The sequence below is a fragment of the Faecalicatena sp. Marseille-Q4148 genome (assembly GCA_018228665.1).
GTDB lineage: Bacteria > Bacillota > Clostridia > Lachnospirales > Lachnospiraceae > UBA9414.
Window position 1 is genome coordinate 19435 of the sequence record CP073692.1, and the last position, 26782, is coordinate 46216.

Sequence of the window (26782 nt, forward strand, 5' to 3'; positions counted from 1 at the left end):
TTTTTTGAGGGTGTTTCCGGGGTGGGAATATCTTATTACATTCCTCCCCGGTCTGCCCTCTTATTTCGTAACATCCAGCACTTCGGGTCATGTTGGCCCGAGGCACAGAAAGGAGGGATCTCTTGGAGACCGTACAAGGATATGTGATTTTGAAAGCTGACACCTTTGAAACCGGACACGGCTTTGCGCTGGGACATAATCCGGGAGCGCCGAGCCCCTTTGTGACCTGGCAGTTTACCGAGGGGGAAAACGGCCATCGGGATTACTACTGGGGCCGCTATGGAACCAGTCAGGCGTGGGCGCAGAGGGACTTTGACCGCCGGGTGGACGACTATCAGCAGCTTTACCATGCGGCGGTCAAGCATACCGAGCTGGGACCGGAGGGCGTTTACCGCTATTATTCCACCCAGCGGCCCGTGGACATAGGTACCTACCCGAAGCCGCCAGATAACCAGCCTCTTTCCATCGTCAACTACGATGATGACAGGCGGCGTCCTGTGGCAGACGGCAGGCTGATGGCATGGGGCGAACTGACCTACGCAAAGCCGCTGACCGAAAAGCAGATGGAGGATTATGAGCTGAAACCAGCACCGGGCAATCCTGACCGGGTGCGCCCATCCATTACTGCCCGGCTCAAAGAAGGAACCAGAGGGCAGGAACCCCCGAAGGAGCCCGGCCAGAAGCGGAGCCATAAAAACCATGAGGAACGATAAAGGAGGATCGCCATGCACGAAAAAGACAACTATCTGAAAACCGCCGAGCTCTCCACGGAGCAGAACTGCAACATGATCGACGGCGTACCCAACAATACGCCCACCCCACCCACGCCCCCGGAGCTGGACGCAAAACCGCTTGATAAGGTAAAGGAACCCAAAGAGCGCCGGAAAGGCCGGGAGCTGGAACGCTGATGGAGAACCGCAAGCGGAATGTCCATCTGCACGTCATGGTAACGCCGGACGAGTTGGCAGCCATCCATGAGCGGATGGCCGAGGCGGGCATTTCCAATGCCGGGGCTTATGTACGGAAAATGGCTCTGAACGGGTATATCCTGCACATCGACCTTGCGCCCGTAAAAGAGCTGATTTCTCTGCAACGGCGCTGTTCCAACAATCTCAATCAGGTCGCCGTACACGCACATACCTATGGTGTGTACCCGGAGGAAATCGACGGATTGAAGCGGGACTATGAAAAGTTATGGGGCGAGGTGTCAAAGGTGCTGCGGGAGCTCTCCGCGCTGGTGGCAAAGTGAGACGAGGGCGGCAGGCTTCCGTTGTGGGGCTTGCCGCCCTGCTCTTTTTTTACCACTTCGGGCCAGCATGACCCGAAGCCCGTCATAAAAAATTCAGATTTTCAAGATTGTAGAACCAGCTCTATAATGATATAATAATTCAAGAAGGGAGGCTGATACCATGCTGAAAATGGTTATTCGCATGAATGATGATAAGATCACAGCCGAAAATAAGTACCGGCTGGATGGCATTTACAACACAATCAATCATACATTCCAAACCGTGGGCCTTCCCCGTATGGAGGATGGTTCCGGCGCTTTGGTATTCCGTGACTGCGGCAGAGCGAGGGATTTTAGTCTGTTCGGCCGGATCGTCAATACCTTGAAGCGGCAGACATGGTTCATGGATAATGTTTCTGTGTGGCGTCTTTGTGACAGTGACGATTCTGACAGTCCAGATGATTTCAATGAAGAAGATCTGTTGACCCACTATCAGGAAAAAACCGCAATGAGGGCTTGAGTTTTGGAGAGAAAATATTTCAAAGCCTTAAATTTTGATCTGGACACCCATCAATTAAAAGAGCATTACCCCGGAGCCAATTACCGGCAGGCGTATGACGACTTGCGCCGGTTCTTCAAACGGCATCGTTTTTCTCACCGTCAAGGCTCCGGCTACATATCGGATGATAAACTGGCAACTGCTGATATATACGATTTGATGGATGAATTGAGCAGACAGTTTCCGTGGATTGGAATATGCGTGAATAAAATTGATGTGACCAACGTGGGACGGCAGCACGATTTGACAGAGCTCTTGAAACCAGCAGAGGATATTGTTATCGACACTTCGCTGCTGACAGTTCCCGATTGCCCGCAGCAGGAAACAGAATAACAGAAATTCGGCAGGACATGAATGTGTCCTGCTTTTTCTGTTTTCGGGCCATCATGGCCCGAAGGTTTGGGACAGGATTCACTAATCTTTCGCAACATTTATGTCCCCGGGCAGGCATGATAAAATAGAGGTAGGAAGGATAGATAAAGGAGGTTTTGGAGATGAAGATACTGCTGAAAATATTGGTTGTTCCCTTTGCTTTAGCGTTGTCCCTTCTGGCGGCTCTGCTGGTATTCCTGTTTGATATTTGTGCCGTCCTGCTGACGATTGCCTCTGTGATCCTGGCGGTGCTGGGTGTCGCTCTCTTTTTCACGCCGACGCCCATAGGCGGAATTGTATTTCTGTTTCTTGCCTTCCTTCTTTCGCCGTATGGACTGCAAGCGGCGGCGGGCTCCCTTCTTTGGGCGCTGGATGGAGGCAAATCCGCTCTGTACCGGTTTCTGGCAAGTTAAGCAGCCTCGGGCCATACTGGCCCGAAGCCGGGGCGGTCTGAATGGATCGCCCCTTTCTCATGGAAAGGAGGAATGATTTTTGGCTACCACAACTTTGTTACAGCGCCATGCGGGCGAAGGCGAAACGATTGCTGAGGCTATCCGGGATTGTCTGGACTATGGCAAGGACCCGGAGAAAACAGAAAGCGGAAAGTATATCTCCGCTTATGAATGTGATCCGGCCACCGTGGCGGACGAGTTCCTTTTGGCAAAGGCCAGCTATGCCGCTATGACGGGCCGGGAACAGAAGAAAGAAAATAATGTGCTGTGCTATCAGATACGACAATCCTTCTATCCGGGCGAGATCACCCCGAAGGAGGCGAACCGTATCGGCTATGAGCTGGCTATGCGCTGGACAAAGGGGCGGCACGCTTTTATCGTTACCACGCACACCGATAAGCAGCACATCCATTGTCACATTTATTACAACTCCACCACCCTTGACTGCACCCGGAAATTCCGAAATTTTTGGGGCTCCAGCTTCGCCCTTCGGCGGCTCTCTGACAGGCTGTGCCTTGAAAACGGGCTGTCCATCGTGGAGAACCCGAAGCCTCGGAGCAAGGGTAAGTATCGGAATTATGGAGAATGGCAGAAAGAACGAAAAGGGCCGCTTTCCTATCAGGACAGGCTGCGCCTCGCCATTGATACTGTGCTGGCGGAGCACCCCGCTGATCTGGACGAATTTCTCAATCTGATGAAGCGGGCCGGATATGAGGTCAAGACGGTTCGGGGAGGCGGTATCAGTTTCCGGCTGACCGGGCAAGGGCAGGAACGCTTTACCCGTCTGCGGGCCTCCACGCTGGGGGACGGCTACGACTTGCAAGATGTTCTGACCGCCATTGAGGGCAAAGAAAAACGCCCCGGACATTCTGAGCGGAAAATCAGTCTGGCGGTGGATATTCAAGCAAAACTGGCTGCCGGTAAGGGACCGGGATATGAACGCTGGGCGAAGGTATTTAACATTAAGCAGATGGCCGCTGCCCTTGCCTATATACAGGACAATGGACTGACCGATTATGAGCAGTTGGCACAGAAAGCCACCGAGGCGGCAGACCGTTTCCATGCCATTTCCGAGCAGATCAAGCAGACGGAACAGGCCATGAAAACCAATGCCGGGCTAAAGGCCGCAACGGTTCAGTATGCCAAAACCCGTCCGGTCTTTGAGCAGTATAAGGCGACGAAGTACAGCCGGAAATTCCTTGCGGAGCATGAGGCCGACCTTGAACTGTACCGGGCTGCACAAGCGGAAATGCGCTCTCTGCTGGGCGGGGCGAAGCTCCCTAAAATGGATGTGCTGAAGGAGGAAGGCCGCAAGCTCACAGCAAAGAAAAAACAGCTCTATGGAGAATACCAGAAGGCACGACGGGATATGCAGGAGATCGTCACGATCAAGGCGAACATTGACACTCTGATGGGCTACACCGGGCCGGGACGAAAGCAGGAAAAGGAGCGTTAAGGTTATGAAAATAAGGAGCAAAGCGACGCTGACACTTCGGGCCATGTTGGCCCGAAGATACGGGTTTGGGGCGAGCCCCAACAAGCCGCCTTTGTGCCACTTGTGGCCACAGAGGCATTGCTTGCCACTTAGCGGCAGCCCCTAAAATAGTGCAAAAAAACAGAGGCCCTTATTCTGGAACCTCCGTTTCTCTGGCTTTCTTAATGCCCTCGGCTGTGGCTTCTATTACGACAAGCTCTTTTTCATTCATGGAGTTTAGAAGCACATCAATGTGCTTTCTGCAAGAGCTTGACCTTGCCCCTCCGTCCGCATGAATAAACTGGTCAACTGAAACGTCAAACATGGTAATGAGTTTAACAAAAAGGTCAAAGCTGGGATACTGACCTTTGTTCTCAATATTCATAATGGTACGGGAGTCACGGTCTACTAATTCCGCAACATAGGCTTGTGTCCAGCCCTTTTCTTCTCGGGCTCTTTTGAGAGCCGCCCCGAGGCCGTGAAAGTCAAACCTTCTTTCATCTTGGTTCATTCTCATATCACCCTATATCATTCTACATTTCGGGTTAAATTATGAGAATGTAATGAAATTTTACATTAAGTAGTATTTTATTTCGCATCCATGTGGGCTCTAACTTGTATTATTCGAGGTAGAGAACTATAATATATCCTGTGGAGGTGCGAAATGGACTATATGACATTGAAAGAGGCCGCCGAAAAGTGGGGCGTGACAGCTCGTAGGGTAAATTATTATTGCGCCGGTGGGCGTATCCCCGGCGCTGTGAAAATGGCCGGTGTTTGGCTACTCCCTAAAACTGTGGAGAAGCCGCTTGATGGCCGGACAAAACAAGGAAAGGAACTAAAAAATGCAAAGGATACTTTATGTAGAAGATGATTTAAGCCTAATTGACGGTCTGCAATATACTTTAGAAATAAGTGGATATACAGTAGACAATGCCAAAACTAAAAAAGAAGCTTTAATATTATTCAAAAAGAATACTTATGATTTGCTGTTACTGGATGTTACTCTTCCAGACGGTACAGGATTTGATGTTTGCAAAGAGGTACGGAACAGTTCAACCGTCCCTATTATATTTTTAACAGCATCGGATCAGGAAATCAGTATTGTCCGGGGGCTCGATATGGGTGCCGACGATTATATTACAAAGCCATTCAAGCTGAATGAATTGTTATCCCGAATTAAGGCAATCCTGCGCCGCTCCTTGCAGTTTTCTAAAGCGGACACTATTCTGGAAGCCAATGGTATTCGTGTAGATACGGCGGAACGGCTCGTTTGGAAAAATGATGAACCGCTTGATCTCCCGCTGGTGGAATACAAATTACTGTGTCTGTTCATGCAAAATCCTAATCACCTTATGCCGCGAGAAATGATCCTGGATAAGATGTGGGATGGCAACGGAAACTTTGTGGATGACAATACCTTGTCTGTGTATATCCGGCGGCTAAGAAACAAAATTGAGGATACTCCCAATCAGCCTAAATACCTGCTGACGGAACGAGGGATTGGATATAAATGGGTTGTTGAGTGAGGATAATGTATGGGTAAATTAGGAAAAGAAACAAAGAAGCTATTGTTGGCAATTACAATCATCTGTCTTGTTTCGTTTTTACTTGCCGTAGGGATTTCATTTTTGCTGACAAAGAATTTCCAACATGAATTGTTGCTTCATGATTATGGAGTTTCCGGCTATCAACTGAACCATGAGGATGAATTGCAGATTTCAGCTTTTACTTCACTGCCAAACGAGAATGATATAGAACGCGGTAGGGAGGCTCTGGCCTCTATAGGATATGATGAAACGGCCTCCATGCGTTTTCTTCCTGCTGTCCAGACATACCGAAATCAGACGGTGCTTTCTATATTTGTGCTGTTGGTTTTCCTGTTTGGGGCAATCTACTTATCGCTCTTTCTCTATCTTCAACGCCAACACAAGGCTTTCAGTAATGCTGAAAATACCATCCGTCAATTTCTGGACGGTAATACCACATCCCGTATCGAATGTTCACAAGCTGGCGACTGGTACAGCCTTTTTCATGCCATCAATGAAATGGCGACTATCCTCTCTGCTCATGCTGAGAACCAGAGGCAGACAAAAGAATTTTTGCAGGACATTATTTCAGATGTATCACATCAGATTAAAACGCCGCTGTCTGCCCTGAAAATGTACCATGAGATTATAGAGAGCCATAAAGATGATGCCGCAACCGTAAGCAGCTTTACCGAAAAATCTCAAAGAGAAATCAAGCGGATGGAAGATGTGATTTACACCTTGCTGAAACTGGCGCGTCTGGATGCAGGGATTATCCAGATGGAGAAATCGGAAGAAAATGTTTCCATTCTTATGCAGGATGTTTTAGAACGCTTTGAAACTTGGGCGGAACGGGAGCATAAAACAATTACGCTTTTCGGCAAAGAAAATGTTATTTTATTATGTGATGCCTTATGGGTATCGGAAGCCATCGGCAATATTATAAAAAACGCTTTGGAGCATACAGAAAACGGCGGCCATATCGGAGTAAAATGGAACCAGTCTCCTTTAATGACACAAATTGAAATTTCCGATGATGGAAAAGGAATACACCCGGAAGATCTGTATAATATTTTCAAACGGTTTTACCGAAGTCGTCTTTCTTCGGATGTTCATGGCATTGGTCTTGGTCTGCCATTGGCGAAATCCATTGTAGAAGCACACGGCGGAACAATCTCCGTGACCAGTACACCCGGAATGGGAACTACATTTACATTGAATTTCATCAACCTTACAAATGAGTAAGATGCAGGTCACTTGGAAGTAAGTCAAAGGGGGTATGATGGGTTCATAAAGGAGGTAACGAATATGAATATTCTTGAAGTACAAGACCTGTGCAAGACCTATGGTACAGGGGAAACCGAGGTTCATGCACTGAACCATGTTTCATTTTCCGTTCGCAAAGGCGAATTTATTGCCATCATTGGCGAGTCGGGTTCCGGAAAAAGTACCTTGCTGAATGTAATCGGCGCTCTGGACAGTGCCACTTCCGGCAAGGTATGGATTGATGGACAGGATATTTTTTCTATGCCGGAGAAAAAATTAACCGTGTTCCGGCGTCAGCACATTGGATTTATCTTTCAGTCGTTCAATTTGATCCCGGAACTGGATGTGGAACAGAATATCACTTTCCCGTTGCTGCTTGACTATAAGCGACCGGATCAGAAATTTGTCAATGAACTGCTGAATGTGTTGGGGCTGACTGAACGACGCCACCATCTGCCCAGCCAGCTTTCCGGTGGTCAGCAGCAGCGTGTGGCGATTGGCCGGGCATTAGTCACGCGCCCAGCCCTGATTATGGCAGATGAACCGACTGGAAATTTGGACAGCAAAAATAGTCAGGAAGTTTTGGCTTTATTGCAAACCATGTCGGACAGGTATCAACAGACCATTTTGATGATAACCCACAACAAAAATCACGCCAGCGCAGCAGACCGCGTGTTCCGTATGACCGATGGTGTGTTAAAGGATTTGGGGGTGTCGTCGCGTTGAAAAGCTATCTTGGATTGGTGCCGCAGTATGAAAAGGTACACCGTAAGAACAATCGAATTTCGGTTCTCTGCATTGTACTTTCGGTATTGCTGGTAACTGCTATTTTCAGCATGGCCGACATGGCGCTGCGCGCACAGAAAAATTATTTTATCAAAACAAATGGGGAATACCATATCAGTTTGACCGATATAGATGAACAGACGGCAGAACTCGTAAAAGCGCGGATAGATGTTGCCCTGTGCGGATGGGCCTATCAAGGAAGTGCTGGCTCTATCGGCTCCAAAGCGGTCAGCTTCGCAGGTGCGAATGAGGACACCTTTTCCATTTTGACAGAAATGGACATGGAAAGTGGCTCATATCCCACCCAGCCCGATGAAGCATTATTGAATAAATCGGCTTTGGAACAGTTGGGCCTTGTGGTTGGCGACACCGTGACCGTTACAGTGCCAGACGGTTCCAGCCGGGAATACCGCATTACCGGCGTCCTTGCCGATATGGGAAGTTTGCTTAAAGCGGATGTGTATGGCATGATATTGGACGAGGACGGTTTTCGACAAATTGCGGATGAAAATGCCAAAAACGGAACCACTTTCCGCGTCCAGTTCAAAGATGGTGTAAACATTCAGGAGGCCATGAATGAAATAAAAGTGCAATATGACCTTTCAGACAGCCAGGTAAGCGAAAATACGGCGCTCCTTGGATTGATGGGACAGAGTGAAAACAGCACAATGCAATCCCTATACCTCGTTGCAGGCTTTCTTGTCCTTTTGGTGCTGATTGCTGGTGCAGTAATGATTGCCGCCAGCTTTAACACAAATGTTCTGGAACGGGTTCAGTTCTATGGCCTTTTGCGATGCTTGGGTGCATCCAAAGCACAGGTAAAGCACTTCGTTATTCTTCAAGGGCTGCGCCAAAGTATGAAGGGTGTACCGATTGGGCTGGTTGCCGGACAAATTATTACATGGTGTGCCTGCCTTTTACTGAAATCCATCAGCGGAGAACGCTTTTCAGAGATACCTCTTTTTCAGTTCAGTGTAAGCGGTCTGATTGCTGGTGCGGTGATCGGTTTTCTGATTGTACTACTGGCATCCCTATCCCCGGCGAAAAAGGCTTCTAAAGTATCGCCGGTAACTGCAATCAGCGGCAGTACGCAGCTTACGCAAAACAAGAGGGCTGCAAATACAAAGCTGTTTCACATTGAAACCAGTATGGGGATTTTCCATGCACTATCCGGCAAAAAGAATGTATTTCTTATGACCTGCTCGTTTGCTATCAGTATTATGATGTTCCTGTCGTTTCAAGTAATGGTAGTCTTTCTCAATCAAGGGATGCCCGCACTCTCTCCATCGGCAGCAGATGTGTCTATTACAATGGGAAATACGCTTCTGGACAAGTCGCTGGTGGAACAGATCGGCAAAATGGAAGGTGTTGATAAGGTTTTTGGTCGTATGGAAATGGCTGGCCTTTCTGTTTCTTCCAATACAGGAGAAGGAACCATCACGCTCATTTCTTATGATGATAACCAATTCGGATGGGCGAAAGAAGAATTGAATAAGGGCAGTATCACGCCTGCTATGGAAAATGCAGACAGTGTGTTGGTCACTTATCAGGATGGCGTAAACTGGAATGTTGGAGATACCGTAGTTCTTCATACATCTTCCGGCGATAAGCAGATAACGATTGCCGGAATACTGGCAACGACTACGGCCAGCGGGGTCAACGGTGCGGGCAGTAGCGGATATATGATTTGCTCGGAACAGACATTTGCCGCTTTGGTTGGCGATTTGGGTTATACGGCGATTGATGTTCAATTTTCCTCTGCTGGTGGGGATAATGCTGTTTCCACAATACGGAGCATGGTTCCATCCGACAGCACTGTTTCAGATAAGAGAATTACCAATTCTGAGTCCCAAAGCTCCTACTATACAGGCGCGGTGTTTATTTATGGCTTTCTCATTATAATTGCACTTATCACAGTGTTTAACATTTTTAACAGCATGAACGCCAGTGTAGCGTCCAGAACAAGACAGTACGGGATCATGCGTTCTATTGGAATGGGAGCAAATCAGCTTTACAAGATGATTGCGGCAGAAGCCTTTACCTATGCAATACTTGGCTGTGTTGTTGGATGCGTCTTGGGGTTGCCTTTGAACAAGCTGATGTTTCAGTTTTTGATTGCAGATAAATGGGGGATTGCATGGCAAATTCCTGTGGGTTCACTTCTTTTGATTGTATTCCTCTGCCTTGCGTCTGCGGCGGTTGCGATTAGACGCCCCATCCGGCAAATTAGCAGAATGGCAATCGTGGACACAATTAAGCTCCAGCAATAATTTTATCGAATAACAAACGCCAAAGGCTGGCCTTCTATTTCTTCGGAGGGCCAGTTTTTTGGTATCCATCTTACTAATGAGTAAGATGGATGTCACTTGGAAGTAAGATTGAATTTATAAAATAAAGGCAATAGAAGTGTTTCTGCCGGACGACGGCAAAGAAAAAAAGCCGTCGTAAAGCAGACACATTCACGCGCCCATGAAGCGGCGGCTTTGACTTTCAGAGCCGCCGTTTCTTTTCGTCTATCCTAAACCAACGACGACCTAACACCGTGTAAATCCACGGCGGCATATAGGAGGATTGCCGCCGTGTCCATTTTTGTCTTTTTTCACAGTACCCATGATCTGCACCAGCTAAAAAAAGCGTAGCTCCCCCTCCGGGGTATTCCGGCTATGTATGCGAAATTTGTTGGAACCTTAACTATTATGTCATTTCATGCGTCCGTGTGGCTTCATGCCGCCCGGGCGCTTTTACGTTCTTATGGGTTAGCTTCGGGTCATGTTGGCCCGAAGTCATTCCCCGGTGCCGCTCCCCGCCGCCTTCGTTTCGGTCACTCGTCAACCAACAACCGAAACGGAGGTCAATATGGCTATTATCAATTTGCGGGACTATTACCCATTCTATACATCAGATTGCTTCATGGAAGTATCGGAAGAAGTTGCAGAAATGTTCAAAGAGTTTGATCGTAAAGAGGCTGCTTATCGGCTGCGTACATACCGCCACAAAGCCTACTATTCCCTTGATCGGGATGACGGGCTGGAGCATGAAGCTGTCTTTGTTGCCTTATCTCCCCATGAACTGTATGAGCGGAAAGTGACCATGCAGGAGCTTCACGCAGCGATTTCCAGTCTGCCGGACAAACAGGCAAAACGGATTTATGCTCATTTCATTCTCGGCATGACCAAACAGGACATTGCCCGGGCAGAGGGCGTCCATGAAAAAGTGGTTCGTGTCGCAATCGAGCGAGGTCTGCGGCGCTTAGAAAAAATTTTGAAAAATTCTTTGTAAGGCGTACCGATTTAGGCCGGAAAATGAAATGGCTTATGAGAGGCAAAACACTTCGGGTCACAATGGCCCGAGGTTCAGACAAGCCTCATGCAGATTGAAAATTGAATAAAAAGACACCCGGATACGAAGGGAAACGCGCTGTGTGACAGACCCGCCATGACCTCGGATTTCAAAGAATACAGTCTTTGTAAAACTGAGCGAGCGAACAGGTCCATGCCATAGGTGGGGCAAGGCTGGCTCCACCGGAACAGGCGCAGAACCCGGATACTTGCGTTTAGTCACAGTCCGAGCGTTGAAGCGGCCTTGCAAGCCGTGAGCCGTCGCAGGCAATGAGAACGCCTTGCCATCAGAATGGGGAGAGTTGAAATACTATGGGGCATGAAGCCTATGCCCGTCCGGTGTGTCTGAAATGAAGTGAAAACCTATGGGGAGCCCCCGGCAATGCTGTCTGATGATAGGCCAACCGTTCCGGCGTGGCTCCCCATCTTTTCAAAAAAGGAGCACTTTATGGGAAATGCGTTTGGAATGATCCCCGGCTTGGAACCGGACGAATGGAGCAATGACGCCTGCCGTGGTTATGTCATTATGGCAATGGAGAACTGCGGATTTTCAAAGAAGGATATACGGCGTGTTGTGGGGCAGCTTTATGAAGTATTCGACCTCAACAGCGTGGAGGACGCCAAAGAAAAGTACCTTTCCAGTCCTTACTGACCTCGGGCCACATTGACCCGAAGTGGAGAAAGCTCAAAGGGCGGCACCTGCTGGGTGCCGTCTTTTGACATTTCCCCACGGGACAAGTGGGAAAGGCTGGCATATACACGCACTTTCGCAAAGGAGGTTTTCAATGACGCAAGCTGTCACTTATGAACGAGAAACAAAGTCTGTCGCATTTCAAGGGAAGATCATTGTGCTGGAAAGCCTCACGCCGGTACTTCCCCCGAAGGAGAAAGAACAGCGCAAAAAAGAAATTGAGCGTTGTCTTTACGAGGTGTTCAGCAAATATGGGGACAGATTTCCCTAATCATTCGCAACATTGTTGTCCGGGGCTGCTGATGGTATAATATAGTTGTAAGGTTGGTAGCTCCATTCCAACAAGGAAAGGAGCCCAATATGGAATTTATCAGAGAAGATTGTATTTACGCAAGACAGTCAGTAGACCGCAAGGACAGTATCAGCATTGAAAGTCAGATCGACTTTTGCAAGTATGAATTGAAAGGTGGGAGCTGCCGGGTATTCAAGGACAAAGGCTATTCCGGTAAGAATACGGACAGGCCGGAGTTTCAAAAGCTGCTGGGCGAGATCCGCAAGGGAAAGGTCCGGCGGGTCATCGTGTACAAACTGGACCGTATAAGCCGCTCTATTCTGGACTTTGCAACGATGATGGAGCTGTTTCAAGAGTATGATGTGGAGTTTGTATCATCCACAGAAAAGTTTGATACTTCGACCCCGATGGGCCGGGCTATGCTGAATATCTGCATTGTATTCGCCCAGCTTGAACGTGAGACAATTCAGAAGCGTGTCACAGACGCCTACTATTCCCGGTGTCTGAAAGGTTTCCACATGAGCGGACAGGCACCATACGGTTATCAGTTAGAGCCTACTGTGGTAGAGGGTATCCGCACAAAGAAAATGGTTGCTGACCCCGTAGCCGCCGACCATGTACGGCTGATGTTTGAAATGTACGCTGAACCGGAAACCTCCTTCGGAGATATTACCCGATACTTCGAGGAACATGACATAAAAATTTATGGCAAATCCATGTTCCGTACATTTCTTTCCCAGCTTTTAAGAAACCCCGTTTACGCACAGGCCGATTTGGAGCTGTACGAATTTTTCAAGAGCCAGGGCGCAGCGATTGTCAATGACGCTTCTGACTTTGCCGGAACAAACGGCTGCTATCTCTATCAGGGGCGGGATGTGAAGGAGGACAAGGACAGGTGCTTAAAAGACCAGATACTTGTTATCGCTCCCCATGAAGCACTCATTTCCTCTGACACATGGCTTAAATGCCGGAAAAAACTTATGGCAAATACCACCTTCCAGCAGGGACGGAAACCGAAAAATACTTGGCTGGCCGGAAAAATCAAATGCGGGCATTGTGGGTATGCTCTGAAAGCCACCCATGTACCAAACAGCACCGGATATTTCCGCTGTACCAAACGGACGGAAAACAAAGGCTGTCCGGGCTGCGGGAAAATCCGCAAAGAAGAATTTGAGCAATTCATTTTCTCGGCCATGCAGGAAAAGTTCAAAGACTTTCAGATACTCCACGGCAGAGAGGAAAAAGTCAATCCGAAACTGACCGCCTATCAAGTGGAGCTGGCACAGGTGGAGGCAGAAATTGAAAAGCTGCTGGATACGCTGACCGGAGCCAATGCGACCTTGCTTGCCTACGCTAACAAAAAAATTGAAGAACTGGACACCCGACGCCAGACCATTTCAAAGGCAATCGCTGAATTGAGCGTTGAAACCATATCTCCCCAGCAGATAAAGAAGTTATCCTATTATCTCGACAACTGGGACAGCATAGATTTTGACGACAAAAGAAAAGCCGCCGATGGTTTGATCTCTACGATCAAGGCCACCAGCGACCGTGTTCAGATAGAGTGGAAAATCTGACATTTCCGCTCTATCGCCCCTCATTTCTATTTTATCTTGTTTGTACCCCTTGTACACCGATGTTTGCGTTGGCTTTGGAAGAAAAGAGACAGAGAAGAATAAAAGATAAGAAGTTACAGAGGGAGAGTGTAATCGAAATGGATTACACTCTCCCTCATTGTATCAGGCGCCCTGAGGCGTAAAAATTCATTTAGAAAAAGATAGCTTAAAAATCTCCGACAACACAGGCACGGATCAGATTTGTTCCGCCCGGTTTTCCAAGCGGCACGCCGGCTGTAAAGACGACGGTATCGGAATCATCTACAAATTGGTATTTCTTCGCTGCTTCAATGGCACGCAGACAGAGAATCTCAGAACTGTATTCTTCTTTGACAAGCATTGGCTGTACACCCCAGGCAAGGCTTAACTGACGGCAGACCTGCTCAGAAACGCAGCAGCCGGCAATCAGACAGCCAGGACGGTACTTGGAGATCATTTTCGGTGTACGTCCTGTTACGGTAACAGTCAGAATTGCTTTTGCTTTCAGATCCAGTGCAGTCATGCAGGTTGCATGAGAAATCGCAGTTGTTACATCAGGATCTTCGATTCGTTTTGACTTACGGAAGTTTTCCGCATAATCAATGCTCTGTTCAATGCGGACAGCAATTTTTACCATTGTGCGAAGTGCTTCTACCGGATACATTCCGGCAGCAGTCTCGCCGGACAGCATGATAGCGCTTGTACCCTGATAAATGGCATTTGCAACATCCGTTGTCTCAGCTCTTGTTGGACGTGGATGATTGATCATAGAATCCAGCATCTGTGTTGCGGTAATAACTTGTTTTCCGGACTGATATACTTTCTTAATAATCTGCTGCTGGATGATCGGTACTTCTTCCAGTGGAATTTCAACACCCATATCACCTCGGGCAATCATAATTCCATCTGCCGCTGCGATAATCTCGTCGATGTTGTCAACACCTTGCTGATTTTCGATCTTGGCAATGATATTGATACCTTCTCCGCCGTGTTCTTTTAAAACTTTGCGGATTGCATTAACATCTTCTGCTGTACGGGTAAAGGAGGCTGCGATGAAGTCAAATCCTTCCTGAATACCGAATAATATATCATCAAAGTCTTTCTGACTGATAAAATCCATTGTTAAATGGGCGCCTGGAACATTGACACCTTTGCGGTTGGAGATTTTCCCGCCATTTTTGACGGTACAGATGATGTCCTGTCCTTTGAGCTGCGTAACTGTCATTTCAATGAGACCGTCATCGATCAAAATAGAATCTCCGACTTTCACATCTTTATAGAGATCGTGATATGTGATGGAAACAATCTGTTCATTTCCAGGAATATCTTTTGTTGTCAGAGTAAATTCCTGACCTTCTTCCAGCTGGATGCTGTCATGCTCGAAGCAGCCGATGCGGATTTCAGGTCCTTTTGTATCAAGAAGCGCCGCAATCGGTTTATTATGTTTTTGGCGGAGCTGTTTTAATTGCTCCAGACGGCCTTTCTGTTCTTCGTGGGAGCCGTGGGAAAAATTGAATCGCGCTACGTTCATGCCTTCCAGGATCAGAGCTTCCAGAATGCCGTCTTTGTCAGTGGACGGACCAAGTGTGCAAATAATTTTTGTATTTCTCATATGCCATTCCTTTCTCTTACTATTACTATATTTATTATACGGCTGTTGCCGTGATACCGTATTGACGGAACAGCTTAACTGCTGTCTCGTCCCAGACGTGTTCCAGTGATTTATCGAGGGAAAACGTGTGCAGTGAAGTTCCGGTAATGCATTGGAGAGAAGTTCCGTCATAGCGGAAATTCAGATAGAGTCCCTGAATCTGCTCAGGCTGAAATGCGGGGGCGTTCTTCTCCAGGAGCTTTTCGATATTTGCGCGCGACAGTCCAAACACAAACTTAAAATTCAGCGGAGTACGTTTTCCTTTGATAAGCGAAAAACAATAGCCGCGAATATCTTTCCAGAATGAATAATCTGCGTAAAGCCCGGCAGATAGATCATCACTGTCAAAAAACTCTTTGTGAAGATAACCGTCGATCTCGAATGTATTAAAGGTTGTAATCGTTCCGGAAATAAATTCAAAATGATCAAATGTTTCCCGGAGCAGCAAATGTGCCATACATTCTTTAATATCTGCAATTTCTAATGCAATCATGCTTTCTCCTCCTTATCAGGTTTTTATTATAGCAGAAAATATTTGTAAATGCACTAGCCGTTCATTATTTTTTCCTTTAGACGATATTATTTTCCAATAGAGAATTTCGATACCGTTGTTAAAAAATCTGTGTTATGATGAGAAAAAACTACTTGAAGATATATTCGGAAAGGAGAAAGATGTGATGAAAGTTGTAGTGGCAGTAGATTCCTTTAAGGGGAGTATGACATCAATGGAAGCTGCGAGAGCGGTTCGTGATGGCATTTTGGCGGCAGATCCGAAAACTTATATTGTAATAAAACCATTGGCAGATGGAGGAGAAGGTACAACAGATGCATTGATTGAAGGAATGCATGGCGAAAAGGTAAGAATAACAGTGACAGGACCATATGGAGAGAAAATACATAGTTATTATGGATATCTTCCGGAGAAAAAAACAGCAGTCATAGAAATGGCTGCTGCAGCAGGGATTACGCTTTCTGATAAGAGAGATCCGATGCAGGCTACAACTTACGGCGTAGGAGAAATGATTTCGGATGCCATTGACCGCGGATGTTGTGATATTATTATGGGAATTGGCGGAAGTGCGACAACGGACGGCGGGATTGGAATGATGAAAGCACTTGGTATTCAGTTTCTGGATGAGAATGGAAATGATGTGGGAGAAGGAGCTCAGGCGCTCTTTCGGGTGCGAAAGATTCAGACAGAGGGAGTTCATCCGTTTCTTTCAAAGGTGCGTTTTCAGATTGCCTGTGATGTAACAAATCCACTTTGTGGTCCACAAGGAGCTGTGTATGTGTTTGGTCCGCAAAAAGGAGTGACAGAGGAGATAAAGGCGATGCTCGATGAAGCAATGAATCGGTATGCTGCTGTGGTTGAGAGTACGCTTGGAATCCGCTGTAGAGATATTCCGGGAGCAGGTGCAGCGGGAGGTTTGGGGTTTGCATGTCTGGCTTTTCTAAATGCAGTGCTTACGCCGGGAATTGATCTTGTTTTAAATGCAGTAGATCTGGAGTCGGAATTGTTGGATGCAGATATTGTTGTTACCGGAGAAGGAAGGCTTGATGAGCAGACAGCTATGGGAAAAGCACCGGTTGGCGTAGCCAAACGGGCTAAAAAGTATGGGGCCAAAGTCATTGCATTTGCAGGAAGTGTTACAGAAGGAGCGGGAGCATGCAATAAAGAGGGAATTGATGCTTTCTTCCCAATTGTACGAGGTGTAACAACACTTGATGAGGCAATGAGCAAAGAAACGGCAATGGCAAATATGCGAGCAGCTTCAGAGCAGGTATTTCATTTGTTCAGAGAAACATCGCGCACTATTCGTTGACTTTTTTTTCGTAAAACAGTATGATGATATCAGTATGGAAAAGGAGACGAATCATTATGAATAAAACAGAGATGACAAAAAATATGATGAATCTATTAGAAAAATCCACATCTGCATTTCACACAGTGAAAGCGTATGAAGAAGAACTTGCTGCGAATGGATTTCAGAAGTTGGAACTCCGTGATAAATGGAATTTGGAGCGCGGAGGAAAATACATTGTGAATCACCATGGAACAGCAGTTTTTGCGTTCACAGTTGGTAAGGATTTTGTGGCAGAAGATGGATTCCGTCTGGCGGCAGCACACGGAGATTTTCCGGGATTCCGTATCAAACCGAATCCGGATATGAAATCAGAAGGATATTTGATTTTGAATACAGAAGTGTACGGCGGAGTGAATCTGTCAAGCTGGATGGATCGTCCATTAAGCGTTGCAGGAAGAGTTGCGTTAAAGAGCGATGATATTTTCCATCCAACGATGCGCCTCATTGACTGTGAAGATCCGATTATGGTGATTCCGAACAGTGCAATTCATTTGTTAAGAGAACTCGGTGAAAAAGGTGCAGAGTTGAATAAACAGGTACATATGGCGCCGGTAATGGGAAGCTGCGCTGTCAGCGGAAAAGAAGGGGCAGAATTCGTTCAGTATCTTGCAGATAAGCTTGGAGTTGCTAAAGAAGAAATTCTGGAATACGAACTGAATATTTATAATCCGGAGAAAGGGTGCGAAACAGGACTGAGTAAAGAATTGATTTCAGCTCCGAGATTGGATGATGTAAGTTCTGTTTTTGCAATTATGGAAGGAATGAAGGCAGCAGAAGCTAACAGCCGCGGCGTTCAGATGGGAATTGTATTTGACCATGAAGAAATCGGAAGCAATTCAAAACAGGGTGCAGCATCTACAGTACTTCCGACATTACTTGAGAAGATTTACCTTTCTCTTGGTTATGAACGGGCAGATTATTTATCTGCAATCCAGGATAGTCTTCTTTGCTCTGTTGATGTGGCTCAGGGGGTACATCCAAATTACAAAGAGAAATACGATCCGACGAACCGTCCGATCTTAAATGGTGGTTTCTGTATTAAAGAAGCGAGCAAACAGTCCTACGCGACAGACAGTGAAGCAGTTGCAATTATGCAGCAGCTTTGTGATGCAAATAAAATTCCGTATCAGAAATGTGTCAACCGTTCTGATATGCCATCTGGCGGCACACTTGGTTCGATTGCATCTGCGGTACTTCCGGTTCGTACGATTGATATGGGAATTCCGCTTCTTTCCATGCATTCTTCCAGAGAATTGGCAGGCAAAGAGGACATTATCAGTCTTGCAGAATGTATGAAAGCATTTTTTACTGCATAATCTTGTGAGCGTTGGAGAAACTACATGCAGGAAGTACGATTGAATAAATTTCTGGCAGAGGCCGGCGTCTGTTCCAGGAGAGAGGCAGACCGGCTGATTGCTGCCGGACAGGTAACTGTGGATGGAAAGCGCGCAGAAACCGGAATGAAAGTACTGCCGACACAGGAAATCCGTGTCGGAAAGAAGACAGTACAGAAGGTGGAGAAGAGAATCCTTTTAATTGTGAACAAACCGGTGGGGATTGTATGCACCGAGGAGAAACGGGAGAAGAATAATATTATTAAGTTTCTTAACTATCCTTCACGAATTACTTATGCAGGAAGACTTGATAAAGATTCGGAAGGGCTGCTTCTGATGACGAATGACGGCGATATTATTAATAAAATGATGCGTGCCGGAAACCGACATGAAAAAGAATACATTGTGACTGTGGACAAACCGGTAACAGCAGCATTTCTCCGGGCAATGTCAGAGGGAGTAAAAATACTTGATACGGTGACAAGACCATGCAAAACAGAGCAGTTGAGCAAATACCGTTTTCGCATTATTCTGACGCAGGGATTGAATCGTCAGATTCGAAGAATGTGTGAGGCATTGGGATTCGAAGTAAAGAAATTGCAGAGGATCCGGGTAATGAATCTGACACTGGGAGAGCTAAAGCCTGGAGCTTATCGCGAAGTAACTGCTGAGGAAGAAGCGGAATTGATGAAGCTTTTGGCAGACTCGAAGAATGAAACTGTGATTGACGAAGCAGCAATCCGGGAACGAGAACAGATTCAAAGAATGTTAAGACAGCAGCAGAGAGGAAAGTATGGAAGATAAGAGACAAAGAATGCTGGAGCTGGTGGAGCTTCTGAACAGAGCCGGGAAGGCTTACTACCAGGGTGCAGAAGAGATTATGAGCAACCAGAGATATGATCAGCTCTACGATGAATTGTTAGGATTAGAAGAAGAACTTGGGATTACGGTATCCAACAGTCCGACTGTAAATGTCGGATATGAAGTACTGAGCGAACTTCCAAAAGAACGTCATGATTCGCCGATGCTTTCTCTTGACAAGACGAAAGAGGTGGAAAAACTTCGGGAATTTCTCGGAGATCAGAAGGCGTTGATTTCCTGGAAAATGGATGGGCTGACTATCGTTCTCACTTATCGGGACGGAAAGCTTTTTAAGGCAGTTACAAGAGGAAATGGTGAAGTTGGCGAAGTCATTACGAATAATGCGAGAGTATTTAAGAATATTCCGCTTCAGATTGCCTTTCAGGGAGAGCTTGTACTCAGAGGAGAGGCCGTCATTGGCTATCATGACTTCCAGAAGATTAATGAAGAAATTGAAGATGTGGATGCCCGCTATAAAAATCCGAGAAACTTGTGCAGTGGAAGCGTACGTCAGCTGAACAATGAGATTACAGCGAAGAGAAATGTAAGATTTTTTGCATTTACACTTGTGAAAGCAGACGGGGAAACTTTTGAGAATTCCAGAAAGAAACAGATGGAATGGTTAGAGCAGCAGGGCTTTGAAACGGTGGAGTACCATGAGGTTACTGCCGGGACGATTGAAGAAGAAGTGAGCTGGTTTGAACAGCAGATTTCCCACAATGATTATCCTTCAGATGGACTAGTACTTGTATATGACGATATTGCTTACGGCCAGTCACTCGGGAGAACGGCAAAATTTCCAAGAGATTCCTTTGCTTTTAAGTGGGCGGATGAACTGAAGGAAACGAAATTGCTTGAGATTGAATGGAGTCCTTCGAGAACAGGACTCATTAATCCGGTAGCAATCTTTGAACCGGTGGAACTGGAAGGAACAACGGTAAGCCGTGCCAGTGTGCATAATATCAGTATTATGGAAGAACTGGAGCTTGGAATCGGGGATCAGATCCAAGTATATAAGGCGAATATGATTATCCCACAGATTGCAGAGAATCTGACAAGAAGCGGGGTAAAAGACATTCCGAAAGTATGTCCGGTCTGCAAGGGAGAAACAGAGATCCGAAAGTTAGGAGAGGCAAAAACACTTTACTGTACGAATCCGGATTGCCAGGTAAAACATATGAAGTCGTTTGCACTTTTTGTAAGCAGAGATGCACTGAATATTGAAGGACTCTCAGAGGCTACGCTGGAGAAATTCATTGCGAGAGGATTTATTCGCAACTATGCAGATCTGTTCCATTTGGACCAATTTCGCGAGGAAATACAGGCGATGGAAGGATTTGGGGAAAAATCTTATCAGCGTCTCATTGAAAGTGCAGAGAAAGCGAGAAAGACAACTCTTGCAAAAGTAATCTACAGTTTGGGGATTGCAAATGTAGGTCTGGCAAATGCAAAGGTCATCTGCCGTGCATTTGAGGAAGATCCGGAGAAGATTATCTGTGCAGACGCAGAGGCACTTGCCGCTATAGATGGAATCGGAAGTGTTATTGCAGGAAGTTTTTGCGATTATTTTTCATCAGAGATCCATGTGGAAAATTTCCGGAATCTGTTGAAAGAAGTATCTCTTACGAAGGAAAATGTGGATCAGTCCGAGCAGATTTTTGCGGGAATGAATTTTGTTGTGACCGGAAGCGTTCATCACTTTGCGAATCGAAATGAGGTGAAAGAGGTCATCGAAAAGAGAGGCGGAAAGGTAACAGGATCGGTCACTTCCAAAACAAATTATCTGATCAATAATGATACACAATCTTCTTCATCAAAAAATAAAAAAGCAAAAGAACTTGGAATCCCGGTAATTTCAGAAGAAGAGTTTCTGGAATTACTCGGAGAAAACAATTAGAATAAAAGCATTCAATAGTATAACAGGAGGTAAATCATATGGCAGCATTACATTTTACAAAAGAAAACTTTCAGCAGGAAGTAATGGAAGAAAAAGGGCTTGTTTTAGTTGACTTTTGGGCGCCGTGGTGCGGACCTTGCCAGATGTTCGGCCCGATCGTAGATGAGGCGGCGGATAAATTTGCCGGCAAAGTTAAAATCGGCAAAGTAAATGTGGATGAGGATAAAGAACTGGCAAAACAGTTTCGTGTGTTCAGTATTCCGACCGTGATACTTGTAAAAGATGGAGAGAAAGTACACCAGAGTGCAGGGGCAATGCAGCCGGCGGAACTGGAAGCGCTTTTGAATGAACATTTAGCTTAATAGATAAATGAGAGGAATAGGATTCCCGGCTCGCACTGGATGCGTGCCGGGAGTTTTGCTTGGATCGTATGTTATGATAACTATGCGGGAGCAGGCAGTTTATAAAATATTCACTTTACGGAAAAGAAAGCCCCATGTATAATGAAAGCATACATAAGAAGGGTAGGTTATAGAAATGTCAGATAATGTATATACAGATGAAATAGAGGAAGTCACGACAGAGAGTACGGAGGGGAATTCTTCAGATCAGAAGGAGACAAAGGAGTACGAGAAGTTTTGTGCACTTTGCCACCGTCCGGAAAGTGTGGCAGGAAAGATGATTGAACTGCCAACGAAGATGTATGTCTGCCAGGACTGTATGCAAAAAGGGTTTGACATGATGAATAAGGGCGGATTTGATTACAGCCAGTTAATGAATATGCCTGGCGTACAGATCCTGAATATGTCTGATTTTGAAAATATGATGCCGAAGCAACAGCAGATAAAGAAAAAACAGCCGGATGAGAAGCGGGAACCTGTATTTGATATTCACAATATTCCGGCTCCGCATAAGATCAAAGCACAGCTTGATGAGTATGTAGTTGGACAGGAATATGCAAAGAAAGCGATTTCTGTTGCAGTATATAACCATTATAAGCGTGTAGCGTTGGACCCGACAGATGAGATCGAGATTGAGAAATCTAATATGTTGATGATCGGACCGACAGGAAGCGGTAAAACATACCTTGTAAAGACACTCGCAAGACTTCTGGATGTTCCGCTTGCAATTACGGATGCCACTTCACTTACAGAAGCAGGATATATCGGCGATGATATTGAAAGTGTAGTATCGAAGTTATTGGCAGCTGCGGACAATGATGTGGATCGTGCAGAACAGGGAATTATTTTCATTGATGAGATTGATAAGATTGCAAAGAAGCGCAATACAAGTCAGAGAGATGTCAGCGGAGAATCTGTGCAGCAGGGAATGCTGAAGCTTCTGGAAGGAGCAGAGGTGGAAGTTCCTGTTGGAGCGAACAGTAAGAATGCAATGGTGCCTCTGACTACGATTAATACAAAGAACATTTTATTTATCTGTGGCGGAGCGTTCCCGGATCTTGAGCAGATCATCAAAGAGCGTCTGACAAAGAAATCCTCCATTGGATTTATTGCAGATTTGAAAGATAAATATGACAATGAGAAGGATCTGATCTCAAAGGTTGAAGTGGAAGATCTTCGCAGCTTTGGAATGATTCCGGAATTTCTTGGTCGTCTTCCGATTGTATTCACGCTAAAAGGTCTTGACGAGGATATGCTTGTAAAGATTTTGAGAGAACCAAAGAATGCAATTTTGAAACAGTATCAGAAATTGCTGGAATTGGATGAAGTAAAACTTACATTCGAAGATGAGGCGCTTCATGCGATTGCACAGAAGGCGATGAAGAAAGATACAGGAGCCCGTGCGCTGCGTGCCATCATTGAAGAATTTATGTTAGATATTATGTATGAGATTCCGAAAGATGATAGTATCGGAGAAGTTACGATTACAAAAGCTTATATCGAAGGAACCGGAGGACCAATCATTACGCTGCGTGGTCAGGACAGACTGACCTGCCATTAGGAAGGAGAAGGAAGTATGAAATTTAGTTGGGATGACGTGGAACAGTTAGGAAAAAGAGTTGCAGATACACTTTATGATGCAGCAGATACTGTCGGAAAGAAGACGGGAGAAGTTGTAGAGACACAGAAACTGAAGAATCAGATCTATACAATGCGCCGTGAGAATGCCAAAGACTGGCTTGAGATGGGAAGAAGTCTCTATGAAGCTTATAAAAATGGCGAAGCACATTCAGAAGACTTCCATGAGATTTGTGAGAAGATCCGAGAGCGGGAAGAAGAAATCCTTGCATGTGAGAAGAAAGTGTCCGAAATGAAGGGAGAGGCACGGTGTGCAAATTGTCACGAGGCTGTTCAAAAAGGAATGAATTTCTGCCCATTCTGTGGTACAAAGGTAGAGACAGAAGAAGATATCTTTGAAGAAGAAGACACTACAGAAGAAACGATTGCGGAAGAAGAAGCGGCTGCGGCAGAGGAAGAGATCTTCGAAGAAGAGAATTTGGAAGAGATTCGGGCAGCATATGAGCAGTCACTGGCTGATGAGGTTTCTGCTTTAGACGGCAAAGAAGGAGATTTGTAAATGAAACCGGGGAAATGGATGACAGCATCTTTATCCCTGAGTCTGATAGATCAATATGTGAAAGAACAGGTAGAAGAGCGATTCTGCGCCGGTGATGAGAAGAAAATTGCCGGCAGCAGAATCGTTTGGCGCAGAGTGGAGAACAGAGGATTTGCATTAAATCTTTTAGATGCCAGGCCGGAACTGGTCCAGAAAAGTTCACTGGCGGCAGTTCTGCTCAGCGGAGCATACAGCGGCGCTGTATTTTTAAGAAAAGGTCATTTCTTTCAAAAGACAGGAGCGATGCTCCTGCTTGGCGGCGCGCTCAGCAATCTGTATGACAGAATCTGGCGGGGATATGTTGTGGATTATATTGGATTTCAGACTAGATGGAAGAAGCTGACAGAGATTACATATAATTTCGGTGATTTTTTTATCTTTTCCGGAATGGGTATGCTTCTGGCATCCTGTCTGAAGGAAAAAAAGAAATGATAAGAGGTTAGAAATGGAAAAAAAGAATAAAATCATTCTAATAGGATGTATTATATGTGTGTGTGTTGCTGCGGCAGTCATGGTGTTTGTGAATCAGGATGCAAAAAAAGCTGAAGAAGGAAAGCGTCTTCCTGGTACAACGAAAGAAGCTGTGAAACCTTTTGGAGAATTTGAAGTAACCGATTTGGATGGAAAAAAGGTAGATAAAAGTATTTTCCAGGAAGCAGATGTGACAATGGTTAATGTCTGGGCAACTTTTTGCAATCCATGTCTGGAGGAAATGCCATATCTGGCAGAACTAAGCAAAGAGTATGACAGCAAGAATGTACAGATTATCGGACTTTGCCTTGATACCATTCAGCCGGATGGAAAGATAAATGAGGAAAATGTTTCGCTCGCCAAAGAAGCAGTGGCGGCAACGGGGGCAGATTATCTGCATTTGATTCCAAGTATGGAGCTGTATGTTGGATTGTATGAATATGTGCCGGGAGTTCCGACAACCTTTTTTGTAGATCAGGAGGGAAAACTTCTCGGAGAGACGGTAACCGGTGCAAAAAGTAAAGAAGACTGGGCAGCGCTTCTTGAAGAGAAGCTTGCAATGATACAGGGGGAAAAATAAATGCCGGAGCGTAGAAGAAAATTTGCAGGCAAAGTCGTGGTTGCAGTCGGAGTATTGCTGATTCTGTTTGGCATCTGGAAGGGAGAGCCGGATACGGTGTGGAACAAGGCTGCGAATATTTGTATGGAGTGTATTGGAATTGGATAAGAAAGAAAAAAAGCATCAAAGAAATTATCGACTGTGGTTTCAGGCAGCATGGGCAGCAATTACTAACGGATATGCGGCAGGATTTTTGAAAGGAAGAATTTTTACCGGAACATCAAAGGCAATCTGTGTACCTGGGTTAAACTGTTATTCCTGTCCGGGAGCGCTGGGAGCCTGTCCGATCGGAGCGCTGCAGGCGGTGCTTGGAAGCCGCGGCTTTAAGGTGTCCAGCTATGTATTTGGAATCTTAATGGTATTTGGAGCGGTTTTCGGACGGTTTATCTGTGGGTGGATGTGTCCGTTCGGTCTTGTGCAAGACCTTCTTTATAAGATTCCGATTTTCCGAAAACAAAAAAACATGCCGAAAGATGCATTGCTTCGGAAACTAAAATATATCATTCTCCTTTTGTTTGTGATACTGCTTCCATCATTGGCAGTAAATGTGGTAGGGCAGGGCGATCCCTGGTTTTGTAAATACATTTGTCCGTCAGGAACATTACTGGCGGGAATTCCGCTCATCAGTACCAATCCTCTTTTGCGAAGTGCAGTTGGCTTCTTATTTAGTTGGAAAATGTTGGTGCTTTTGATCATTTTATTTTTGTCCGTAAAGTATTACAGACCATTTTGTAAGTATCTTTGTCCCCTCGGAGCAGTTTATGGCGCCTTTCATCCAATTGCATTTTACCGTTTAAAGATTGATGAAGGAAAATGCGTAGGATGCGGCGCCTGTGTCAGAACGTGTCCAATGGGAGTAGATGTAATCAATCATCCAAACAGTATGGAATGTATTCGGTGCGGTGAATGTATGAAAGCATGTCCTACCAATGCGATTCAGTCTACGATGTCTGAACTTAGGAAAAAAAGTCCTGAATCTGTTTCAAAATAATCTGCATCAGCCTTTGGCGGGCTTCCACGCTTGCCCAGGCGATGTGCGGCGTAATCAAAAGCCGTCTGCTGTCCTTGATTGGAAGGAGCGGGCTGTCCGGGCTCATTGGCTCGGCGGCAAGCACATCCAATCCTGCGGCAGCTATTTTATTGTTTTTCAGCGCCTCTGCAAGTGCTTCTTCGCAAACAATCGGACCTCTTCCAAGATTCAGGAAGATGCAGTTTGGCTTCATTTTAGAAAAGGCATCCGCATCGATCAGTCCTTCTGTAAAATCTGTCAGAGGTGCATGGACAGAAATGATGTCGGACTGAGTTAGGAGTGTGTCAAGCGGTACTTGTGCGTATCCTTCCTGTGCCGGTGCGCCGGAAGGAGAAGTATAGATGACAGTTGCTCCGAAAGCGCTGGCAATCTCACTGACTCTTCGTCCGATATTGCCAAGTCCGATGATTCCCCATGTCATAGAATGGAGTTCGTGAAAATGTTCGGCAAAATGCGTAAACATCTTGTCATTGACATATCGCTCCTGTTTTACATAAGTGTCGTAATAGCTTAATTTCTCCAGAAGGTAGAACAGCATTGCAAATGTGTGCTGTGCAACACTTTCCGTAGAATAGCCGGCCACATTGCGCCATGCAATGCCGCGGGAGTCGAGATAGTCTTTGTCAAGATTATTTGTTCCTGTAGCGGTGACACAGACAAGTTTCAGATGTCTGGCAGTTCCGATCGTCTTTTCATTGATCGTAACTTTATTCAGAATGATAACATCTGCATCTCTGACACGGTCCGGGACTTCTTCCGGAGAAGAAAAGTCATATTTTATTACTTCACCAAGTGCTTTGTATCCGGACAGGTCAATATCTTCGCCGATGGATTTTGCATCCAAAAATACAATTTTCATTTGAATCCCTCCTTATATTTAATTGCGGTAATATAG

At 45.8% G+C, this 26782-nt stretch carries 31 protein-coding genes; 27 read left to right on the forward strand and 4 right to left on the reverse strand.

From position 1 onward, the window contains the following. Nucleotides 1–89 precede the first annotated feature (89 nt). From KFE17_00120 to KFE17_00150, 7 genes are all read left to right on the forward strand, one after another. Nucleotides 90–713, forward strand: coding sequence for a hypothetical protein (locus KFE17_00120; protein ID QUO32207.1), 624 nt, complete (start codon nt 90–92; stop codon nt 711–713). A 12-nt stretch (nt 714–725) separates the two neighbouring features. After that, nucleotides 726–908: a DUF4316 domain-containing protein gene (locus tag KFE17_00125; GenBank protein QUO32208.1), complete on the forward strand. Its 183-nt coding sequence runs from the start codon at nt 726–728 to the stop codon at nt 906–908. Further along, nucleotides 908–1249 carry a plasmid mobilization relaxosome protein MobC gene (gene mobC, locus KFE17_00130; protein QUO32209.1) on the forward strand — a complete coding sequence of 114 codons (342 nt, stop codon included), beginning with the start codon at nt 908–910 and terminating at the stop codon, nt 1247–1249. The genes KFE17_00125 and mobC overlap by 1 nt, the downstream gene beginning before the upstream one ends. A gap of 160 nt (nt 1250–1409) precedes the next feature. Further along, on the forward strand, nt 1410–1748 hold the full coding sequence (locus KFE17_00135; protein QUO32210.1) for a hypothetical protein: 339 nt from the start codon (nt 1410–1412) through the stop codon (nt 1746–1748). Between the two features lie 3 nt (nt 1749–1751). After that, nucleotides 1752–2120, forward strand: coding sequence for a hypothetical protein (locus KFE17_00140; GenBank protein QUO32211.1), 369 nt, complete (start codon nt 1752–1754; stop codon nt 2118–2120). A gap of 161 nt (nt 2121–2281) precedes the next feature. Then, a complete protein-coding gene (locus tag KFE17_00145; protein QUO32212.1) occupies nt 2282–2572 on the forward strand; it encodes a hypothetical protein in 291 nt (96 codons plus the stop codon). A gap of 79 nt (nt 2573–2651) precedes the next feature. Beyond that, on the forward strand, nt 2652–4067 hold the full coding sequence (locus tag KFE17_00150; GenBank protein ID QUO32213.1) for a relaxase/mobilization nuclease domain-containing protein: 1416 nt from the start codon (nt 2652–2654) through the stop codon (nt 4065–4067). Nucleotides 4068–4236: 169 nt separating this feature from the next. Here KFE17_00150 and KFE17_00155 read toward each other — a convergent pair whose 3' ends face one another. Continuing rightward, nucleotides 4237–4602: a helix-turn-helix transcriptional regulator gene (locus KFE17_00155; protein ID QUO32214.1), complete on the reverse strand. Its 366-nt coding sequence runs from the start codon at nt 4600–4602 to the stop codon at nt 4237–4239. Between the two features lie 147 nt (nt 4603–4749). On the opposite strand from KFE17_00155, the gene KFE17_00160 reads away from it, so the two are divergent. From KFE17_00160 to KFE17_00200, 9 genes are all read left to right on the forward strand, one after another. Beyond that, a complete protein-coding gene (locus KFE17_00160; protein QUO32215.1) occupies nt 4750–4959 on the forward strand; it encodes a DNA-binding protein in 210 nt (69 codons plus the stop codon). Next, the gene (locus tag KFE17_00165) at nt 4931–5614 is read left to right on the forward strand and encodes a response regulator transcription factor (GenBank protein QUO32216.1); all 684 of its coding nucleotides are present in this window, start codon (nt 4931–4933) and stop codon (nt 5612–5614) included. Before KFE17_00160 ends, KFE17_00165 begins: the two co-directional genes overlap by 29 nt. Nucleotides 5615–5623: 9 nt before the next feature. Continuing rightward, nucleotides 5624–6859: a HAMP domain-containing histidine kinase gene (locus KFE17_00170; GenBank protein QUO32217.1), complete on the forward strand. Its 1236-nt coding sequence runs from the start codon at nt 5624–5626 to the stop codon at nt 6857–6859. A 63-nt stretch (nt 6860–6922) separates the two neighbouring features. Continuing rightward, on the forward strand, nt 6923–7606 hold the full coding sequence (locus KFE17_00175; GenBank protein QUO32218.1) for an ABC transporter ATP-binding protein: 684 nt from the start codon (nt 6923–6925) through the stop codon (nt 7604–7606). Next, nucleotides 7603–9936, forward strand: a complete 2334-nt coding sequence (locus KFE17_00180) for an FtsX-like permease family protein (GenBank protein QUO32219.1) — start codon at nt 7603–7605, stop codon at nt 9934–9936. The genes KFE17_00175 and KFE17_00180 overlap by 4 nt, the downstream gene beginning before the upstream one ends. 586 nt (nt 9937–10522) lie before the next feature. Then, nucleotides 10523–10945 (forward strand): sigma-70 family RNA polymerase sigma factor, encoded by a 423-nt coding sequence (locus KFE17_00185; GenBank protein ID QUO32220.1) that lies wholly within the window; start codon nt 10523–10525, stop codon nt 10943–10945. A 441-nt stretch (nt 10946–11386) separates the two neighbouring features. Further along, on the forward strand, nt 11387–11656 hold the full coding sequence (locus KFE17_00190; GenBank protein QUO32221.1) for a hypothetical protein: 270 nt from the start codon (nt 11387–11389) through the stop codon (nt 11654–11656). A 133-nt stretch (nt 11657–11789) separates the two neighbouring features. Further along, nucleotides 11790–11966, forward strand: coding sequence for a hypothetical protein (locus tag KFE17_00195; GenBank protein QUO32222.1), 177 nt, complete (start codon nt 11790–11792; stop codon nt 11964–11966). An 89-nt stretch (nt 11967–12055) separates the two neighbouring features. Continuing rightward, complete coding sequence (locus KFE17_00200) at nt 12056–13564, forward strand: recombinase family protein (GenBank protein ID QUO32223.1); 1509 nt, start codon at nt 12056–12058, stop codon at nt 13562–13564. Between the two features lie 205 nt (nt 13565–13769). On the opposite strand, the gene pyk is transcribed toward KFE17_00200, so the two are convergent. Together pyk and KFE17_00210 are read right to left on the reverse strand one after the other, a co-directional pair. Then, nucleotides 13770–15194 (reverse strand): pyruvate kinase, encoded by a 1425-nt coding sequence (gene pyk / locus KFE17_00205; GenBank protein ID QUO32224.1) that lies wholly within the window; start codon nt 15192–15194, stop codon nt 13770–13772. Between the two features lie 34 nt (nt 15195–15228). Further along, nucleotides 15229–15726, reverse strand: coding sequence for a hypothetical protein (locus KFE17_00210; GenBank protein QUO32225.1), 498 nt, complete (start codon nt 15724–15726; stop codon nt 15229–15231). A gap of 184 nt (nt 15727–15910) precedes the next feature. On the opposite strand from KFE17_00210, the gene KFE17_00215 reads away from it, so the two are divergent. The 11 genes from KFE17_00215 to KFE17_00265 all read left to right on the forward strand — a co-directional run bounded on the left by KFE17_00215 (nt 15911) and on the right by KFE17_00265 (nt 25848). Beyond that, entirely contained in the window at nt 15911–17056 is a 1146-nt protein-coding gene (locus KFE17_00215; GenBank protein QUO32226.1) for a glycerate kinase, read from the forward strand. 56 nt (nt 17057–17112) lie between these two features. Next, a complete protein-coding gene (locus KFE17_00220) occupies nt 17113–18414 on the forward strand; it encodes a M18 family aminopeptidase (protein QUO32227.1) in 1302 nt (433 codons plus the stop codon). 24 nt (nt 18415–18438) lie between these two features. Beyond that, a complete protein-coding gene (locus KFE17_00225) occupies nt 18439–19236 on the forward strand; it encodes a pseudouridine synthase (GenBank protein ID QUO32228.1) in 798 nt (265 codons plus the stop codon). After that, on the forward strand, nt 19226–21190 hold the full coding sequence (ligA, locus tag KFE17_00230) for an NAD-dependent DNA ligase LigA (protein ID QUO32229.1): 1965 nt from the start codon (nt 19226–19228) through the stop codon (nt 21188–21190). Before KFE17_00225 ends, ligA begins: the two co-directional genes overlap by 11 nt. A gap of 38 nt (nt 21191–21228) precedes the next feature. Beyond that, nucleotides 21229–21552, forward strand: a complete 324-nt coding sequence (gene trxA, locus KFE17_00235; GenBank protein QUO32230.1) for a thioredoxin — start codon at nt 21229–21231, stop codon at nt 21550–21552. A 175-nt stretch (nt 21553–21727) separates the two neighbouring features. Beyond that, entirely contained in the window at nt 21728–23152 is a 1425-nt protein-coding gene (gene clpX / locus KFE17_00240) for an ATP-dependent Clp protease ATP-binding subunit ClpX (protein QUO32231.1), read from the forward strand. Nucleotides 23153–23167: 15 nt separating this feature from the next. Continuing rightward, entirely contained in the window at nt 23168–23728 is a 561-nt protein-coding gene (locus tag KFE17_00245) for a zinc ribbon domain-containing protein (GenBank protein ID QUO32232.1), read from the forward strand. Beyond that, nucleotides 23729–24199, forward strand: coding sequence for a signal peptidase II (locus KFE17_00250; GenBank protein ID QUO32233.1), 471 nt, complete (start codon nt 23729–23731; stop codon nt 24197–24199). A 13-nt stretch (nt 24200–24212) separates the two neighbouring features. Then, on the forward strand, nt 24213–24818 hold the full coding sequence (locus KFE17_00255; protein QUO32234.1) for a TlpA family protein disulfide reductase: 606 nt from the start codon (nt 24213–24215) through the stop codon (nt 24816–24818). Continuing rightward, nucleotides 24819–24965, forward strand: a complete 147-nt coding sequence (locus KFE17_00260; GenBank protein QUO32235.1) for a thioredoxin — start codon at nt 24819–24821, stop codon at nt 24963–24965. It abuts the gene before it with no gap. Continuing rightward, nucleotides 24958–25848, forward strand: coding sequence for a 4Fe-4S binding protein (locus KFE17_00265; protein QUO32236.1), 891 nt, complete (start codon nt 24958–24960; stop codon nt 25846–25848). Before KFE17_00260 ends, KFE17_00265 begins: the two co-directional genes overlap by 8 nt. Here KFE17_00265 and KFE17_00270 read toward each other — a convergent pair. Then, entirely contained in the window at nt 25814–26746 is a 933-nt protein-coding gene (locus tag KFE17_00270; GenBank protein QUO32237.1) for a D-2-hydroxyacid dehydrogenase, read from the reverse strand. The genes KFE17_00265 and KFE17_00270 overlap by 35 nt on opposite strands. Nucleotides 26747–26782 lie beyond the last annotated feature (36 nt).